This window comes from Parasulfuritortus cantonensis (assembly GCF_004337445.1).
Classification (GTDB): Bacteria; Pseudomonadota; Gammaproteobacteria; order Burkholderiales; family Thiobacillaceae; genus Parasulfuritortus; species Parasulfuritortus cantonensis.
In genome coordinates, this window is sequence record NZ_SJZB01000042.1 from 31,022 (window position 1) to 48,102 (window position 17,081).

At 70.3% G+C, this 17,081-nt stretch carries 13 protein-coding genes and 1 pseudogene; 7 read left to right on the forward strand and 7 right to left on the reverse strand.

Features of this window, described 5'->3' with window-relative positions:
- The first annotated feature begins 258 nt into the window (after positions 1 to 258).
- Complete coding sequence (locus EZJ19_RS10900) at positions 259 to 2,463, forward strand: tetratricopeptide repeat protein (protein ID WP_131447497.1); 2,205 nt, start codon at positions 259 to 261, stop codon at positions 2,461 to 2,463.
- A gap of 65 nt (positions 2,464 to 2,528) precedes the next feature.
- The gene (locus EZJ19_RS10905; protein ID WP_165873554.1) at positions 2,529 to 4,481 is read left to right on the forward strand and encodes a tetratricopeptide repeat protein; all 1,953 of its coding nucleotides are present in this window, start codon (positions 2,529 to 2,531) and stop codon (positions 4,479 to 4,481) included.
- An 11-nt stretch (positions 4,482 to 4,492) separates the two neighbouring features.
- On the opposite strand, the gene EZJ19_RS10910 is transcribed toward EZJ19_RS10905, so the two are convergent.
- The gene (locus EZJ19_RS10910) at positions 4,493 to 5,098 is read right to left on the reverse strand and encodes a TetR/AcrR family transcriptional regulator (RefSeq protein WP_131447501.1); all 606 of its coding nucleotides are present in this window, start codon (positions 5,096 to 5,098) and stop codon (positions 4,493 to 4,495) included.
- A 108-nt stretch (positions 5,099 to 5,206) separates the two neighbouring features.
- Between EZJ19_RS10910 and EZJ19_RS10915 the strand changes: the two genes are divergently transcribed.
- From EZJ19_RS10915 to EZJ19_RS10935, 5 genes are all read left to right on the forward strand, one after another.
- Complete coding sequence (locus tag EZJ19_RS10915) at positions 5,207 to 6,649, forward strand: efflux transporter outer membrane subunit (protein ID WP_131447503.1); 1,443 nt, start codon at positions 5,207 to 5,209, stop codon at positions 6,647 to 6,649.
- A 17-nt stretch (positions 6,650 to 6,666) separates the two neighbouring features.
- Positions 6,667 to 7,620, forward strand: a complete 954-nt coding sequence (locus EZJ19_RS10920) for an efflux RND transporter periplasmic adaptor subunit (protein ID WP_131447505.1) — start codon at positions 6,667 to 6,669, stop codon at positions 7,618 to 7,620.
- A gap of 10 nt (positions 7,621 to 7,630) precedes the next feature.
- A complete protein-coding gene (locus EZJ19_RS10925; protein WP_131447507.1) occupies positions 7,631 to 9,166 on the forward strand; it encodes a DHA2 family efflux MFS transporter permease subunit in 1,536 nt (511 codons plus the stop codon).
- A 19-nt stretch (positions 9,167 to 9,185) separates the two neighbouring features.
- Positions 9,186 to 9,629 carry a universal stress protein gene (locus EZJ19_RS10930; RefSeq protein ID WP_131447509.1) on the forward strand — a complete coding sequence of 148 codons (444 nt, stop codon included), beginning with the start codon at positions 9,186 to 9,188 and terminating at the stop codon, positions 9,627 to 9,629.
- 131 nt (positions 9,630 to 9,760) lie between these two features.
- Positions 9,761 to 10,525, forward strand: coding sequence for a ParA family protein (locus tag EZJ19_RS10935; RefSeq protein WP_131447511.1), 765 nt, complete (start codon positions 9,761 to 9,763; stop codon positions 10,523 to 10,525).
- Between the two features lie 42 nt (positions 10,526 to 10,567).
- Here EZJ19_RS10935 and rsfS read toward each other — a convergent pair whose 3' ends face one another.
- The 6 genes and pseudogenes from rsfS to leuS all read right to left on the reverse strand — a co-directional run bounded on the left by rsfS (position 10,568) and on the right by leuS (position 17,002).
- Positions 10,568 to 10,912, reverse strand: coding sequence for a ribosome silencing factor (gene rsfS / locus EZJ19_RS10940; protein WP_131447513.1), 345 nt, complete (start codon positions 10,910 to 10,912; stop codon positions 10,568 to 10,570).
- Between the two features lie 10 nt (positions 10,913 to 10,922).
- Positions 10,923 to 11,564: a nicotinate-nucleotide adenylyltransferase gene (gene nadD / locus EZJ19_RS10945; protein ID WP_131447515.1), complete on the reverse strand. Its 642-nt coding sequence runs from the start codon at positions 11,562 to 11,564 to the stop codon at positions 10,923 to 10,925.
- A gap of 1 nt (position 11,565) precedes the next feature.
- Complete coding sequence (locus EZJ19_RS10950; protein ID WP_131447517.1) at positions 11,566 to 12,837, reverse strand: glutamate-5-semialdehyde dehydrogenase; 1,272 nt, start codon at positions 12,835 to 12,837, stop codon at positions 11,566 to 11,568.
- A complete protein-coding gene (holA, locus tag EZJ19_RS10955; RefSeq protein ID WP_131447519.1) occupies positions 12,827 to 13,861 on the reverse strand; it encodes a DNA polymerase III subunit delta in 1,035 nt (344 codons plus the stop codon). Before holA ends, EZJ19_RS10950 begins: the two co-directional genes overlap by 11 nt.
- Positions 13,858 to 14,403, reverse strand: a complete 546-nt coding sequence (locus EZJ19_RS10960) for an LPS-assembly lipoprotein LptE (RefSeq protein WP_131447521.1) — start codon at positions 14,401 to 14,403, stop codon at positions 13,858 to 13,860. Before EZJ19_RS10960 ends, holA begins: the two co-directional genes overlap by 4 nt.
- 11 nt (positions 14,404 to 14,414) lie before the next feature.
- Positions 14,415 to 17,002: pseudogene (leuS, locus tag EZJ19_RS10965) on the reverse strand (leucine--tRNA ligase).
- Positions 17,003 to 17,081 lie beyond the last annotated feature (79 nt).

Sequence of the window (17,081 nt, forward strand, 5' to 3'; positions counted from 1 at the left end):
ACGGGACGACGCGTTGAAGCGGACAGGACGGTCATGTTTTCAGCCATAGCCATTTGCCACGATCCTGCCACACGACGGCGGCGAAACCAGCCCGGTCGTCACCCGGACAGGCCTAGGTGATCGCCCAGTTGCGCCGTCGGATTTCGGCCCCGGACCGGGTTGCCGAGGATCGGACGGAGGGCCGGTAACGCCGGGTGTCGTTTGACAGCCAAATCCGCCGCACAGCAGACTTGGGGGTCGGATGAACCGGGACCGGGCATGCAGAAACTGCCAGAGCAATTTGCCGCCGCCGTGCAACTCCATCGCTCCGGGAAGATCGGCGCGGCGATCGATCTCTATCTCAAGATCCTGCCCCGCCAGAAGAACAACGCCCAGCTGCTTTATCTGCTCGGGACCGCCTATCTGCAGGCCGGGCGGCTCAGCGAGGGCATCGCCGAGGTCCGGCGCTCGCTCGCCATCGCGCCGGACAACCCCGATGCCCTGAACAATCTCGGCAACGCCCTCAAGGGCCTCGGCCGTCCGGACGAAGCGCTGGCCACCTACGACCGGGCGCTCGCCCTGCGGCCGGACTACGGCGACGCCCACTTCAACCGTGCCAACGTCCTCCAGGACCTCGGCCGCCATGCCGAGGCGCTGGCCGCCTACGAGCAGGCGCTCGCCCTGCGTCCGGACCATGCGGAAGCGCACAACAACCGGGCCAACGCCCTGAAGGACCTCGGGCGCCCGGACGAAGCGCTGGCCGGCTACGACCGGGCGCTGGCCGCGCGCCGGAACTACGCCGAGGCATACAACAACCGCGGCGTCGTCCTCAAGGACCTGAAGCGCCACGCCGAAGCGCTGGCGGATTACGAGCGCGCGCTGGCGCTCCGGCCGGACTACCCGGAGGCCCATTACAACCGCGGCAACGCCCTGGCCGAGCTCAAGCGCCACGAGGAGGCGCTGGCCAGTTACGAGCGGGCGCTGGCCGGCCGCCCGGACTATGCGGACGCCCATCACAACCGCGGCAACGTCCTCAAGGACCTCAAGCGTTACGCCGAGGCCTCGGCGAGTTACGAGCGGGCGCTGGCGCTCCGGCCGGACTACCCGTTTCTGCGCGGCAAGGCCCTCCAGGCGCGGATGCAGCAGTGCGTCTGGCGGGGCCTCGAAGCCGACCTGCAGGCACTGGCGGCGGGCATCTCGGCGGGCCGGCCGGTCACCCCGCCGTTCGAACTGCTGGGGGTGATCGACGACCCGGCGCTGCAACTCGCGGCGGCCCGCCTCTTCGCCCGGGAACGCTACCCGGAGGGCGGCGCCGTCGTCGGCACCCCCACGCCGGGGCGGAAGATTCGCATCGGCTACTATTCGGCGGACTTCCACAACCATGCCACCACCTGGCTGATGGCCGAGTTGTTCGAGGCCCATGACGTCGACGCCTTCGAGGTGCACGGTTTTTCCTTCGGGCCCGACAAGAACGACGAGATGCGTCGCCGGGTGTCCTCGGCCCTGCATCGCTTCCACGAGGTCTCGGCCCGGTCCGACCGCGAGATCGCCGAGCTGTCGCGCACGCTCGGCATCGACATCGCGGTCGACCTGAAAGGCTACACGGGAGACAGCCGGACCGGCATCTTCGCGCAGCGTTGCGCGCCGATCCAGGTGAGCTACCTGGGCTACCCCGGCACCATGGGGGCGCCCTACATCGATTACCTCGTCGCCGACCCGACCCTCATCCCGGAGGCGGACCGCCGGCATTACTCGGAAAAGATCTGCTACCTCCCGCACAGCTATCAGGTCAACGACTCCAGGCGGGCCATCTCCGAGCGGGTATTCAGCCGCGCAGAGGCGGGCCTGCCGGCGAGCGGATTCGTGTTCTGCTGCTTCAACAACAACTACAAGATCCTGCCGGCCACCTTCGACGGCTGGATGCGCATCCTCAAGGCCGTGGAAGGCAGCGTGCTGTGGCTGCTCGAGGACAATCCGGCGGCGGCCGCCAACCTGCGCGAGGCGGCCCGGGCCCGGGGCGTGGCCGAGGGCCGCCTGGTGTTCGCGCCGAAGCTGAAGCTGGACGAGCACCTCGCCCGGCACCGCCTGGCCGACCTGTTCCTGGACACGCTGCCCTATAACGCGCACACGACGACCAGCGATGCCCTCTGGGCCGGGTTGCCGGTCCTCACCCGGATCGGACGGTCGTTCGCCGCCCGGGTCGCGGCCAGCCTGATCAACGCGGTGGGCATCCCCGAACTGATCACCGGGAGCCAGGCGGACTACGAAGCCATGGCCATCGAGCTCGCCCGGCAGCCGGCGGCGCTGGCGCGCATCAGGACGACGCTGGCGCGCAACCGGTCGACCTCGCCGCTCTTCGACGGGCGCCGGTTCGCCCGCGATATCGAGGCCGCCTATGCCCAGATGATCGGGCGTCATCGCGCGGGCCTGCAACCCGAGCATCTTTTCGTCGCGGCCGGGCACCCGGCGGACAGGGCGGGCTGATCGGCCCGAGCGGGCCGGTTAGAATGCCGCCCACCTGCCCGAGCCGACGCCGATCCCGCCGAACCATGTCGCGAAGAAGCCCCCCGATTCCCCCGCGCCGGGTCGCCGCGCCGCCGCCGGCGGCCGTGGCCGGGTTGCTCCGGCAGGCCCTGGCCGAGCACCGGCAGGGCCGGCTCGAGGAGGCGAAGCGGCTGTACGAGGCCGTCCTCAAGGTGCAGCCGGGCAATGCCGACGTCCTGCACCTGTTGGGCGTCGTCGCCGCGCAAGGGGGCGATCATCGGCTTGCCGTCAGCCTGATGGACCGGGCCATCGCCGCGAATCCGGACAACGCGGCCTTCCATTCCAACCGCGGCAACGCCCTCAAGGACCTCGGCCGGCTCGACGAGGCGCTGGCCGCCTACGAACGGGCGGTCGCCCTCAAGCCGGACTATGCCGATGCCCTCTCCAACCGCGGCAACGTGCTCCTGGACCTGGGCCGCTTCGACGCCGCACTCGCCAGCTACGACCAGGCCGTCGCGCTGGCTCCGGGGCACGCCAAGGCCCACTCCAACCGCGCCGCGGCGCTGCTGGGCCTCGGTCGTGCGGAGCTCGCCCTGGCCAGTTGCGACCGGGCCATCGCCTGCCAGCCGGACTACGCCGAGGCCTATTTCAACCGCGCCAACGCGCTGGTCCGGCTCGGCCGCCTCGACGAGGCGCTGGCCGCCTACGCGGGCGCGCTCGCCCGCAAGCCGGACTATGCCCAGGCGCACTGCAACCGCGGCAACGTATTGCTGGATCTCGAGCGTCCGGACGAGGCCCTGGCGAGTTACGACCGGGCCATCGCCGTCCGGCCCGGCTACGCCGAGGCCTACTCCAACCGCGGCGTCGCTCTCAACGATCTCGGCCGCCCGGACGAGGCCCTGGCGAGCTACGACAAGGCCATCGCCCTCAGGCCGGACTATGCCGAGGCCTATTCCAACCGGGGCAACGCGCTCAAGGCGATGAGCCGCCTCGACGCGGCCCTGGCCAGCTACGACCGGGCCATCGCGCTACGCCCGGACTACGCCGAGGCGCATTGGAACAAGTCGCTCGCGCTCCTGCTCACCGGCGAACTGGCGTCCGGCTGGCGCGAGTACGAATGGCGTTGGCGGCGCGAGAAGGACGCCCCCCGGCAGCGGCATTTCAGCCAGCCGGTCTGGCTCGGCGGGGAGGCGGCGGGCCGCACCATCCTGCTCCACGCCGAGCAGGGGCTGGGCGACACCATCCAGTTCTGCCGCTACGCGCCGCGGGTCGCCGAACTCGGCGCCCGGGTGATCCTCGAGGTGCCCGGCGCCCTGGTCGACCTGATGCGCGGGCTGCCCGGCGTCGCCGACGTCGTCGCCGCCGGCGCGGCGCTGCCGGCGTTCGACCGCCATTGCCCGCTCATGAGCCTGCCGCTGGCGTTCGGGACGACGCTTGCCGGGGTGCCCTCGGCACCCCGCTACCTGTACGCCGACTCGGCCCGGGTGGCCGAGTGGCACGACCGCCTCGGCCCGTCAGGCCAGCCGAGGGTGGGCCTGGCCTGGAGCGGCAATACCGCGCACAAACAGGATCGCAACCGCACCCTGGCGCTCGACACCTTGCTCCCCTATCTCCCCGAGGGTTGCGAATACGTCTGCATCCAGAAGGAACTGCGCGCCGCGGACCGGGCCATCCTGGCCGGCCATGGCGGCATGCGCTTCTTTGGGGATGAACTGAGGGACTTCGCCGATACGGCCGCGCTGTGCGCGCAGCTCGACGTGGTGATCAGCGTCGATACCAGCGTCGCGCACCTGGCCGCGGCCCTGGGCAAGGAGACCTGGATCCTGCTGCCGCAGGTGCCGGACTGGCGCTGGCTGCTCGGCCGCGACGACAGCCCGTGGTACCCGTCCGCGCGACTCTATCGGCAGACCGGGGCCGGCGACTGGGCCGGCGTGCTGGCCCGCCTGCAGGGGGATCTGCGGGTACGCTTGGCCGCCGCGCGCGAACCCGGCCTCGCCGCGAACAAGACGGGCGGCTGAAGGCGCGCCGGTCAGGTGGGGCCGTAGGCGCGCATGAACACTTCGACGGCGCGCTCGACCATGGGGCCCAGCGCCTCGGCGCCGATGTCGGTGAGGACGCCGAACAGGAAACGTTCCAGCAGCTCGGCCTCGAGCAGGCCGCGCAGATGGCTGGCGGCGATGCGCGGCTCGGCCGGGCGCAGCTTGCCGGCCTGCATGGCGGTCTCGAGGAAGCCGGCCAGGGCCGCGTCCCCCTTGCCGGGGCCGAGGGCGTAACAGGCGCGGCCGAGCTCGGAACGGTGCGCCTCGGCGATGACCAGGCGGCGCGCCGCCGTCACCTGGGGCGAATAGAGGACGGCCAGGAAGCCGCGCCCGAAATCGCGCAGGGCCCCGGCGACATCGCCGATATCGGGGTCGAGCAGGCGGTGCACGGCCTCGAATTCATGCTCCGAGGCCTGGAACATGACGGTGAGGAAGAGTTCTTCCTTGGAGGCGAAGTGGTTGTACAAGGTGGCCTTGGAGCCGCCTACGCGGGCGCAGATCTCGGACATCGAGGCGCGTTCGAAGCCGAGTTCCCCGAAGGTCTCCGCCGCCACCGCCAATATCGCCTGCCGTTTGGCTTCGCTCTTGGTTTTCATCGCTGCTCGGCTCGGTAAAAGTGTACTAACTGGTTCATTTTAGCCTGTCTCGGGTATAATCGCTCCATATGTACCGTACGGTACAGTTTTAATAGCGAGCCCATCACCATGCCCACTCTTCTACCACGCCCGCCCTCGCGGCCGGGCTTCCTCGGCACCCTGTTGTCAGTCGGCCTGCTTGCCGCCGGCTGCGCCCCGCTACCGACTCTGTCGCCGCCGGCGACCGCCCGACCGGCCGCCGATTACGGCACCGAGGCCACCTTCGCGGCGGCCGCGACGGCCTGGCCGGCGGCGCACTGGTGGAGCGAATACGGTGACGCCCAGTTGAACGTACTGATCGAAGAGGCGCTCGCCAATTCGCCCGACATGGCCGCCGCCGCGAGCCGGCTGCGCCGCGCCGAGGCCCTGCAGCAGGTCGCCGGTGCCGCCCTGGCGCCGCGGGTCGACGCCAACGGCTCGATCAGCGAGCAGAAGCAGAGCTACAACCACCTGATGCCCCGCAGCGTAACGCCGGCCGGCTGGCACGACTACGGCCTGCTCAGCCTGGATTTCAGCTGGCAGCTGGATTTCTGGGGCCGCAACCGGGCCGCCCTGGCGGCGGCCCTCTCGCAGCGCGACGCGGCCCGTGCCGAATTCGCCGGCGCCGGCCTGGTCCTGGCGGCGGCCATCGCCTCCGACTATGCGGACCTGGCCCGCCTGTACGCGGTGCGCGACACCGTCGAACGCTCGGTCGCGGTGCGCGGCGAGACGGTCGCCCTGTTCGCGCAACGCTACGCCAACGGCCTCGAGACCAAGGGCGGCTTGAGCGAGGCCGAGGCCCGACGGGCGGCGAGCGAGGGCGAACTGCTTACCCTCGACGAGCAGATCGGCCTCCAGCGAAACCGCCTGGCGGCGCTGCTCGGCGCCGGCCCGGACCGCGGCCGCCGCATCGCCCGGCCCACGGTCGCCCTGGCCGGCGCCGACGGCCTGCCGGCCAACCTCGCCGCCGACCTGCTCGGCCGGCGGCCCGACATCGTCGCCGCGCGCCTGCGCGTCGAAGCGCTGTCGCACCGCGTCGAGGAGAAGAAGGCCGCGTTCTACCCGAACGTCAACCTGAGCGCCTTCATCGGCCTCCAGGCCCTGGGCCTGGACAGGCTGACCCGGAGCGGCTCCGACGTCGGTGCCGTCGGTCCGGCGTTGTCGCTGCCCATCTTCAGCGCCGGCCGCCTGCAGGGCGACCTGCGCGCCGAGGCCGCCGGCTACGACGAAGCGGTGGCCGACTACGACCGCACCGTGACCCGGGCGCTCCAGGAAGTGGCCGATGCCGGCCTCAGCCGGCGGGCGGCGACGGCCCAGGTGGCCAAGGCCGGCGAGGCGGTGGCCGCGGCCGAGCAGGCCTACCAGGTCGCCCGCAACCGCTACGAGGGCGGCCTCGCCAGCCACCTGGAGGTGCTCTACGCCGAGGACGGCCTGCTCGCCAACCAGCGCAACCTCGCCGCCCTGCAATCGCGTGCCTTCATCCTCGACGTCGCCCTCAAGCAGGCCCTGGGCGGCGGCTACCTCTCCATCTAGTCGCAAGGAATCCAGTCATGTCCGAACACCCTGTCCCCCAGCCGCAGCCCGGCGGCCGCGCGGATGCGCGCCGCAAGCGCCTGCTCGCCGGCCTGGCCGGCGTCGTCGTCCTCGCCGGTGCCGGCTACGCCGCCTACTGGTATGCCGTCGCCTCGCACTACGTCGCCACCGACAACGCCTACACGGCGGTGGAAAGCGCCCAGATCACCGCGTCGGTGGCCGGCATCGTCCGGGTCGTGCACGTGACCGACACCCAGGCCGTGCGCAAGGGCGACGTCCTGGTCCAGCTCGACCCCATCGACGTGCGCCTGGCGCTGAGCCAGGCCGAGGCCGAGGCGCGCCAGGCCGACGCCCGCCGGGCGGCGGCCGGATCGGAGGTCCGGCGCGCCGGCATCGACCTCAAGCGGCGCCTCGCCCTGGAAGCGTCCGGCTCGGTGTCCGGCGACGAGGTCACCCGCGCCCAGGATGCCATGACCACTGCCGGCGCCAACCTGGCGGGCGCGCAGGCGGCCGTCGCCCTGGCCCGGGCGCGCGTCGAGCAGGCCCGCGTCGACCTCGACCGGACGGTGATCCGGTCGCCGGTCGACGGCGTCGTGGCCCGGCGCCAGGTCCAGCTCGGCCAGCGCGTCGCCCTGGGCACGCCGCTGCTCAGCGTGGTGCCGGTCCAGGACATGCACGTCGACGCCAACTTCAAGGAAGGCCAGCTGGCCCGGGTCCGGGTCGGCCAGCCGGCCACCGTGCAGGCCGACATCTACGGCGGCGCGGTGACCTACCATGGCCGCGTGGCCGGCTTCTCCGGCGGCACCGGCGCCGCGTTCTCGGCGATCCCGGCCCAGAACGCCACCGGCAACTGGATCAAGGTGGTCCAGCGCCTGCCGGTGCGCATCGCGCTCGACGCCGCCGAACTGGCGGCCCACCCGCTCAAGGTCGGCCTGTCGATGAGCGCGGAAATCGACACCCGCGAGCGCTGAGCCGGCGGCCATGACCGACTCGACCCGCGCCGACGCGCCCCTGACCGGCGGACGCCTGTGGCTGGCAGCCCTGTTCCTGGCCGCGGCCAACTTCATCGCCGTCCTCAACATGACCATCGCCAACGTCTCGGTGCCCAACATCGCCGGCGCCCTGGGCGCCACCACCAGCCAGGGTACCTGGGTGATCACCTCCTACGCGGTCGGCGAGGCCATCACCGTCCCGCTCACCGGCTGGCTGGCGGCGCGCCTGGGCGCGGTGCGCGTGTTCGTCGGCTCGATGGCGCTGTTCGGCCTCTTCTCGGCGGTCTGCGGCCTGGCCAATTCGCTCGGCCTCCTGGTCGTCGCGCGCATCTTCCAGGGCTTCTCCGGCGGCCCCCTGATGCCCCTGTCGCAGACCCTCCTGATGCGCATCTTCCCGAAGGAGAAGGTCGCCGCCGCGATCGGCCTGTGGTCGATGACCACCCTGGTCGCGCCGGTCGTGGGACCGATCCTGGGCGGCTACCTGTGCGACGAGTACAGCTGGCCGTGGGTGTTCTTCCTGAACACCCCGGTCGCCCTGGTGGCCGCCGCGTTCGCCTGGCAACTGCTGAAGCGCTATGGCGAGCCGCTCGCCCGCAACCCCATCGACAAGGTGGGCCTCGCCCTCCTGGTGGTCTGGGTGGCCGCCCTGCAGCTGATGCTCGACGAAGGCAAGGACCTCGACTGGTTCGCCTCCGCCAAGATCGTCGGCCTCGCGGTGACCGCCGCGGTCGGCTTCGCCGCCTTCATCATCTGGGAGCTCTACGAGCGCCACCCGGTGGTCGACCTGCGCGTGTTCCGGCACCGCGGCTTCACCGTCAGCGTGCTGACCATCAGCCTCGCCTTCGCCGCCTTCTTCGGCGTCAACGTCCTGACGCCGCTCTGGCTGCAAAGCTTCATGGGCTACACGGCGACCATCTCCGGGCTGGCCACCGCGTGGACCGGGGTCACGGCCATCTTCCTGGCGCCCCTGGTCGCCCACGCCGCGACCAAGACCGACCCGCGCCGGCTGGTCTTCGCGGGGGTCGTCTGGCTCGGCCTGGTCACCCTGTGGCGCACCGTCGCGACCACCGACATGGGCTTCTGGGACGTCGCCGTGCCCCTGATGGTCATGGGCTTCGGGCTGCCGTTCTTCTTCATCCCGACCACCGGCCTGGCGCTGGCCAGCGTCGAGCCGCGCGAGATGGACTCGGCGGCCGGCCTGATGAATTTCCTGCGCACCCTGTCCGGGGCCTTCGCCACCTCGCTGGTGAGCACCGCCTGGTCGGACCAGATCATCCGCAACCATGCCGAGCTGGTCGCCGTCGCGGACACCGGCGCCGGCTTCGCCGGCACGCTCGGCCAGTCCGGCATGGCGCCGGACGCGGTCCGCGAGGCGGCGGACTACCTACTCACCAACCAGGCGGTCATGCTGGCGACCAACCAGCTCATGACCGTCATCGGCCTCGCCTTCCTGGTCGCCGCCTCGGTCATCTGGCTTGCCCCCAAGCCGATGCGGGTCGTCGAGCCGGGCGCCGGCGGGCACTGAGCGCAATCGGGAAACCATCATGTTCAAGCACATCCTCGTTCCGACCGACGGTTCGGACCTGTCGCAGCAGGCCGTCGACCGTGCCATCGCCTTCGCCGTCGAGACCGGCGCGCGCCTGACCTTCTTCAACGCCGAGCCGGCCTTCCCGGCCATGTACTACGGCACCGGGGCGATCTTCGACGCCAGCATGCCGCGCCGATTCCACGACGAAGTCGACAGCGTCGGCCAGGCCATCCTGGCCAAGGCGGCGGCGCAGGCGCAGGCCGGCGGGGTCGCCTGCGACACCCTGGCGCTCGCCAGCGACAGCCCCTACGAGGCCATCATCGAGGCCGCCGGACGCTGCGCCTGCGACCTGATCTTCATGGCCTCGCACGGCCGGCGCGGCATCGACGCCCTCCTGCTCGGCAGCGAGACCCAGAAGGTGCTGACCCATTCCAGCATCCCCGTGCTCGTCTATCGCTGACCCCGGGACGTCGCCGGCCCGCTCCCGGGCCGCCGGGTCGACGCCGGAAAGAGACGGGCCGGGCCGACTGAGGGCCCGGAAATCTGGCAAAATCCCCGATGGCGGAATAAATACTCCAGGAGCGGCGAGTCATGGCAGTCATCGCGGTGTTCAACCAGAAAGGCGGGGTCGGCAAGACGACGACGACGCTCAACCTGGCGGCTGGCCTGGCCATGCTGGAACGCAAGCCGGTCATCATCGACCTCGACCCGCAAGCCCACGTCAGCCTGGCCTGCGGCGTGCGCGGCGCGCCCAGCCGGGAATGCTCGTGTGCCTTCTTCCGCGACGGCGTGCCGCTCATGGACCTGCTGCGCAGCCAGGGCAACGGCGTGCGCGTGGTGCCTGCGCATCCGGACCTGTCCAAGATCGACGCCATGATGGGCAGCACCCCGGGCGTCGCCGGCAAGTTGCGCAAGGGTCTCGAAGCGGGGCTGGCCTGGGAGGAGGACCCCATCCTGGTCGACTGCGCGCCCTCGCTGGGCGTGCTGTCGCTCAACGCCCTGCTCGCCGCCGACCGCGTCCTGGTGCCGGTCACCCCCGATTTCCTGGCCATCCAGGGCCTGACCCGCCTGGACCTCGCCCTGCGCGTGCTGGAGCAGCAGATCCGCCGCCAGGTCGAGCGCCGCATCGTGCTGACCCGCTACGACGAGAACAAGGCGCAGAGCCGCGAAGCCCTGGCGACCCTGAAGCAGCGCTACGGCAACGCCCTGTGCGACAACCACGTCCCGGACGATCCGGCCCTGGCCGAAAGCCCGGCGCACGGCATGGACATCTTCGCCTATGCGGCCGACTCGCCCGGCGCCCACGCCTACCGCATGTTGACCATGGAACTGCTCTCGAAGGGCTTCTTCCAGTAGGCGTCCGGGGCCGGCACGGCAGCCCGGGTCGACCCGGGCCCGTCAGGCGGCGGCGCGGCGCTGGCCGGCCACGCTCCAGAGTTCCTCGAGGTTGTAGTACTGCCGGGTGGCCGGGTGCATGACGTGCACGACGACGTCGCCGGCATCGACCAACACCCATTCGGCGGCCTGCTCGCCCTCGGTGCCGAGGATCTCGCCGCCCGCCTCCTTGATCTTCTCGCGCACGTTGTCCGCCAGGGCCTTGACCTGGCGGGTCGAGTCGCCGCTGGCGACGATCATGGTGTCGAACAGCGAGGTCATCTGGCGCACGTCCAGCACGGTGATGTCCTTGGCCTTGATCCCCTCGAGGGCGTCGACGGCGATGCGGGTGAGTTCGGCGGTGTCCATTGCTTCCTTTTCAACGATACAGGCGGTGTTGTGCGATATAGCTTAATACGGAGTCGGGCAGCAGGTAACGCGGACTGCGGCCGGCCGCGACCAGGGTGCGGATGGCGCTGGCCGAGATGTCCAGCTGGCTGATGGCGTGCCGGAACACGCGGCCGGCCGGCGCGCCGGCCAGGGCGCCGGGCTCGCTGGTCTGGCGGCTGGCCAGGACGCCGGCCAGGGCGGGCGACAGGCGGCCGTCCAGTCCGTAGCCGGGCCGTTCCGCCACCGCGAGGTGGCAGAGGGCGAACAGGCGCCGCCACTGGTGCCAGCCTTCCAGCCCGGCGAAGGCGTCGGCGCCCAGGAACAGCACGATGGGCAGTTCGTCGCCCAGCTCGCCGCGCAGTTCGCTCAGGGTGTCGACCATGTAGCAGGGTTCGGTCTTGTGCACCTCGTGCTCGTCGAGCCGCAAACGGCCATTGCCGGCGATGGCCAGCTCGACCATGGCCAGGCGGTCGGCGGCCGCCGCATGCGGCCGGCCGCGATGCGCCGGCGTGCCGGTGGGCAGGACGCGCACCGCGTCGAGGCCGAGGGCCTCGGCCATCTCCTCGGCCAGGCGCAGGTGACCGTAGTGGATCGGGTCGAAGGTGCCGCCCAGCAGTCCGACCGGGGTCAAGTCAGCCCCGGACGTGGCCGTCGCCGAGGACCACCCACTTCTGGCTGGTCAGGCCTTCCAGGCCGACCGGCCCGCGGGCGTGGATCTTGTCCGTGGAGATGCCGATCTCGGCGCCCAGGCCGTATTCGAAGCCGTCCGCGAAGCGGGTCGAGGCGTTGATCATCACCGAGCTGGAGTCGACCTCGCGCAGGAAACGCATGGCGTTGGGGTGGTTGGTGGTGAGGATGGCGTCGGTGTGGTGCGAGCTGTACTTGTTGATGTGGGCGATCGCCTCGTCCAGGTCCGCCACCACCTTGACGCTGATGATCGGCGCCAGGTACTCGGTGTACCAGTCCTGTTCCGTCGCGTCGGCCAGATTGGCGCCCGGCACCGCGGCCAGGATCGCCTTGGCGGCGGCGTCGCAGCGCATCTCGACGCCCTTGCCGGCGAAGACGGCGCCGATCCGGGGCAGGAAGGCCTCGGCGGCCTGCGCGTGCACCAGCAGCGATTCGGTGGCGTTGCAGGGGCTGTACTTCTGGGTCTTGGCGTTCTCGGTCACCACCAGGGCCTTGGCCATGTCGAACTCGGCGTCCACGTAGGTGTGGCAGTTGCCGTCCAGGTGCTTGATCACCGGCACCTTGGCCTCGGCGCTGATGCGCTCGATCAGGCCCTTGCCGCCGCGCGGGATGATGACGTCGACGTAGGCGGGTAGGGTGATCAGCTCGCCGACCGCGGCGCGGTCGGTGGTCTCCACCAGCTGCACCGCCTCGGCGGGCAGGCCGGCCGTCGCCAGGGCCTGCCGGACCAGCGTCCAAAGGGCCAGGTTGGACTGGATGGCCTCGGAACCGCCGCGCAGGATGCAGGCGTTGCCGCTCTTGATGGCGAGCGAGGCGGCCTCGATGGTCACGTTCGGCCGGCTCTCGTAGATCATGCCGAACACGCCCAGGGGCACGCGCATCTGGCCGACGCTGATGCCGCTCGGGCGGCGCTTCACGCCGGTGATCTCGCCCACCGGGTCGGGCATGGCGGCGAGTTGTTCGCAGCCCTCGGCCATGGTCTCGACGACCTTGGCGGTCAGGCGCAGGCGGTCGACCATGGGGGCGGCGAGTCCCGCCGCCTCGGCTTTGGCGATGTCCAGGGCATTGGCCTCGGCCAGCGGCGCGCCGGCCGCGCGCAGCAGGCCGGCCAGCTCGCTGAGGGCGTCGTTCTTGGCCTTGGTGGAGGCCCGCGCCATGGCGGCGGAGGCGACGCGGGCCTGGCGGCCCAGGGTATCCATGTAAGACTTAATATCCATATGCGAACTCGTTCTTCAGTTTCGACTTGCCCATCAGGCCGAGGCCCAGTTGTTTCAACAGCGCCCAGGCGTCTTCCCGGAGCAGGCCCTTGCTCGCCCGGTCGACCCGGCCGGCCTCGCGCAGGGCGAGCGCCAGTTCGGCCGCCCGGAGGCCTTTCAAGGCCCGGCTCACCAGGGCCTGGCGGCTTTCCCAGACGCGATTCTCGCGCATCAGGGCGGGCAGCGGCTCGCCCGCCTCGACGCCGGCGGCCAGGCGGTACAGGGTGCGCAACTCCTGGGCGAGCAGCCAGAGCGCCAGGATGGGCGTCTCGCCCTCCGCCTCCAGGCCGTCGATGATACGACAGTAGCGCACCGCGTCGCCTTTCAGGAAGGCCTCGGGCAGGTCGCTGGCGTCGTAGCGGGCGACGTCCACCACGGCGGCGCGGGCCGCCTCCAGGTCGAATGGCCCGGGTGGCAGGATGAGGGCCAGCTTCTCGATCTCCTGGTGGGCGGCGAGCAGGTTGCCCTCGACCCGGCTGGCCAGGAAGGCCAGGGTCTCGGCGTCGGTCTTCAGCTGGTAGCGGGCCAGACGGCTGCCGATCCAGGCCGGCAACTGTTCCGGCGCCGGCACCTGGACGTGCACGGCGACGCCGGCCCGGTCCAGGGCGCCGTACCACTTGCTGCCCTGCATCGCCTTGTCGGCGCGCGGCAGCATCACCAGCAGGTGGGTGTCGGCAGGCGGGTTGGCGCACCAGGCCTCCAGGGCCTTGCCGCCCTCGACGCCCGGCTTGCCGGTGGCCAGGCGCAACTCGACCAGGCGCAGGCTGGCGAACAGCGACAGGGAATCGAAGCCGGCCGCCCAGGCACCCCAGTTGAAGCCGGTCTCGACCTGGAAGGACTGGCGCTCGGCGCCGGCCGTGCGCGCCGCCGCCCGGATCGCCGCCGCGGCCTCGTCGGTGAGCAGCGGCTCGTCGCCGCACACGGCGTAGACCGGCGCCAGGCCCTTGGCCAGGGCGCCCGCCAACTGCTCGGCGCGCAGCCTCATTCGGTCCGGACGAACGCCAGGCGCCTGATGATCTGGCGCAGGGCCTCGTCTTCCATGTCCTTGCGCAGGGTCGCCTCCTCGGCTTCCTTGGCGAGGATCTGTTCGTCGCTGTAGGAGAAGTCCCGGGTGAGGCGGATGTCGGTGGGGGCCAGCATCTCTTCGCCGCCCGGGCTGATTGCCGAGATCGTCAGGCTGTGCACGAGCCGGTATTCGCGCACCTTGCCGGCGCCGGACAGGGACAGGATGGACTTGCCGCGCGTCTCGTTGGTCAGCAGGATGACCACGTCGGCCTTGTTGCGTTGCGCGGCCAGCTTGCCCTGCACGTCCAGGTAGTGGCGCAAGGACTTGGCCAGGGTCGACTCGCGCGAACGGGCGGACGGCATCGGGCCGGTGATCGCGCTGCCGCGCCCGCCTACCCCGCCCGCCTCCACGTAGGCGCTCTTGAACGGCAGCTTGGCCTGGCCGCGCAACTGGAAACCGCAACCGGCCAACGCGGCCGGGACGCCGACCGCCAGCCATTTCAATGCCTCACGCCTCAGCATGTGCTTGCTCCTCAGACGACGATGTTGACCAGGCGGCCGGGCACCACCACCACCTTCTTGGCCGGCTTGCCTTCCATGTGCTTCTGCGCCTCGGGGCTGGCCAGGGCGGCGGCCTCGATGGCGTCCTTGGCGGCCTCGGCCGCCACCTTGATCTTGCCGCGCAGCTTGCCGTTCACCTGCAGCATCAGTTCGATCTCGTTCCGGACCAGGGCGGCTTCGTCCACCGCCGGCCAGGGCGAACCGACCAGGCAGGCGCCCGGCTTGAGCGCCTTGATGAGGATGCGGCAGACGTGCGGCACGATCGGCGCCAGCATGAGGACGATGGCCTCCATGGCTTCCTGCTTGACGCTGCGGGTGAGCGAGTCCTCACCTTCCTGCTTGGCCATGGCGTTCATCAGTTCCATGACGGCGGCGATGGCGGTGTTGAACTGCTTGCGCCGCTCGATGTCGTCGGTGACCTTGGCGATGGTCTGGTGCAGCTGGCGGCGGAAGCCGGCCAGGGCCTCGGGCAGTTCGCCGCCCGCGAACGGCTCGGCCGGGCCGGCCTCGACGTGGTCGTAGACCATCTTCCACAGTCGCTTCAGGAAGCGGTGCGCGCCTTCGACGCCGGCGTCGGACCATTCCAGGCTCTGCTCCGGGGCGCCGCGAACATCATGAACAGGCGCGCGGTGTCGGCACCGTACTGGTCGATCAGGGCCTGGGGGTCGACGCCGTTGTTCTTCGACTTCGACATCTTCTCGATGCCGCCGATCACCACCGGCTGGCCGTCGGCCCGGAGCCGGGCGGCGAAGATCTGGCCCTTGTCGTTGCGCTCCACGTCGACGTCGGCGGGGTTGATCCAGAGCTTCTTGCCGTCGGCCTGGTCGCGGTAGTAGGTCTCCGCCACCACCATGCCCTGGGTGAGCAGGTTGGCGAACGGTTCGTTGGTGCTCACCAACCCCTGGTCCCGCATCAGCTTGTGGAAGAAGCGGGCGTACAGGAGGTGCAGGATGGCGTGCTCGATGCCGCCGATGTACTGGTCGACGGGCAGCCAGTAGTTGGCGCGGCCGTCCAGCATGCCGCGGTCCAGGTCCGGGCAGGCATAGCGGGCGTAGTACCAGGACGACTCCACGAAGGTGTCCATGGTGTCGGTCTCGCGCTCGGCCTTGCCGCCGCACTTCGGGCAGCTGCACGCGTAGAACTCGGGCATCTTCTTGATCGGCGAGCCGACGTCGATCCGGACGTCCTCGGGCAGTACCACCGGCAACTGGTCTTCCGGCACCGGCACGTCGCCGCAGGTCGGGCAGTGGATGATCGGGATCGGGCAGCCCCAGTAGCGCTGCCGGGAGATGCCCCAGTCGCGCAGGCGGAAGGTGGTGCGCTTCTCGCCCAGGCCCAGGTTGCCCAGCACCAGGGCGATCTTGTCGATGGCGTCCTCGGAGGTGCGGCCGGAGAAGTCGCCGGAGTCGAACAGCACGCCGAGCTCGGTATAGGCGGCCTGCAAGGGTCGTTCGAGATCGCCGTCGGCGGGCTTGATCACCGCCTTGATCGGCAGGCCGTACTTCTCGGCGAAGGCGAAGTCGCGCTCGTCGTGGGCCGGCACGGCCATCACGGCGCCCTCGCCGTAGCCCATGAGCACGTAGTTGGCGACGAACACCGGCACCGGCTCGTTGGTGAAGGGGTGGTAGACCTTGAGGCCGGTGTCCATGCCCTTCTTTTCCATGGTCGCCAGGTCGGCCTCGGCGACGCTGCCCTGCTTGCACTCGGCGATGAAGGCGGCCAGGGCGGCATTGCCCTCGGCGGCCTGCTGGGCCAGCGGATGCTCGGCGGCCACCGCGACGTAGGTGACCCCGAACAGGGTGTCGGCCCGGGTGGTGAACACCTTCAGCACGTCGCCCTTGCCCTGCGCCTGCAGCGGGAAATGGATCTCGACGCCGAAGCTCTTGCCGATCCAGTTGCGCTGCATGGTCTTCACGCGCTCCGGCCAGCCGGGCAGGTTGTCGAGTTCGGCCAGCAGCTCCTCGGCGTAGTCGGTGATGCGGAAGAAGTACATCGGGATGTCGCGCTTCTCGACCAGGGCACCCGAGCGCCAGCCGCGCCCGTCGATGACCTGCTCGTTGGCCAGCACGGTGTTGTCCACCGGGTCCCAGTTCACGGTGGACATCTTCTTGTAGATCAAGCCCTTCTCGAACAGCTTGGTGAACAGCCATTGCTCCCAGCGGTAGTAGTCGGGCTTGCAGGTGGCCAGCTCGCGGCTCCAGTCGATGGCCAGGCCGAGCGACTTCAGCTGTTTCTTCATGTAGTCGATGTTGGCGTAGGTCCAACCGGCCGGGGCGACGTTGTTCGCCATGGCGGCGTTCTCGGCGGGCAGGCCGAAGGCGTCCCAGCCCATCGGCTGGAGGACGTTGTAACCCTTCATGCGGTGGTAGCGGGCGAGCACGTCGCCGATGGTGTAGTTGCGCACGTGGCCCATGTGCAGCTTGCCCGACGGGTACGGGAACATGGACAGGCAATAGTACTTCGGCTTGCTGGTGTCTTCGCCGGCCTTGAAGGCCTGATTCGCTTCCCAATTCCGTTGGGCTTCCGGCTCGATGATCTCCGGGCGGTAGATGGCGTCCATATACAAGGATGTTATTGAGTAAGAAGAAGATTATATCGGCCCGCCGATGACATGGCGGCATCGCGGCGGATATACTGGT

What these genes read in the sequence shown, in the direction of transcription:
- EZJ19_RS10900 (WP_131447497.1), top strand. Translation starts at nt 259, where the DNA reads ATGCAGAAACTGCCAGAGCAATTTGCCGCCGCCGTGCAACTCCATCGC.
- EZJ19_RS10905 (WP_165873554.1), top strand. Translation starts at nt 2,529, where the DNA reads ATGTCGCGAAGAAGCCCCCCGATTCCCCCGCGCCGGGTCGCCGCGCCG.
- EZJ19_RS10910 (WP_131447501.1), bottom strand. Translation starts at nt 5,098, where the DNA reads ATGAAAACCAAGAGCGAAGCCAAACGGCAGGCGATATTGGCGGTGGCG.
- EZJ19_RS10915 (WP_131447503.1), top strand. Translation starts at nt 5,207, where the DNA reads ATGCCCACTCTTCTACCACGCCCGCCCTCGCGGCCGGGCTTCCTCGGC.
- EZJ19_RS10920 (WP_131447505.1), top strand. Translation starts at nt 6,667, where the DNA reads ATGTCCGAACACCCTGTCCCCCAGCCGCAGCCCGGCGGCCGCGCGGAT.
- EZJ19_RS10925 (WP_131447507.1), top strand. Translation starts at nt 7,631, where the DNA reads ATGACCGACTCGACCCGCGCCGACGCGCCCCTGACCGGCGGACGCCTG.
- EZJ19_RS10930 (WP_131447509.1), top strand. Translation starts at nt 9,186, where the DNA reads ATGTTCAAGCACATCCTCGTTCCGACCGACGGTTCGGACCTGTCGCAG.
- EZJ19_RS10935 (WP_131447511.1), top strand. Translation starts at nt 9,761, where the DNA reads ATGGCAGTCATCGCGGTGTTCAACCAGAAAGGCGGGGTCGGCAAGACG.
- rsfS (WP_131447513.1), bottom strand. Translation starts at nt 10,912, where the DNA reads ATGGACACCGCCGAACTCACCCGCATCGCCGTCGACGCCCTCGAGGGG.
- EZJ19_RS10950 (WP_131447517.1), bottom strand. Translation starts at nt 12,837, where the DNA reads ATGGATATTAAGTCTTACATGGATACCCTGGGCCGCCAGGCCCGCGTC.
- holA (WP_131447519.1), bottom strand. Translation starts at nt 13,861, where the DNA reads ATGAGGCTGCGCGCCGAGCAGTTGGCGGGCGCCCTGGCCAAGGGCCTG.
- EZJ19_RS10960 (WP_131447521.1), bottom strand. Translation starts at nt 14,403, where the DNA reads ATGCTGAGGCGTGAGGCATTGAAATGGCTGGCGGTCGGCGTCCCGGCC.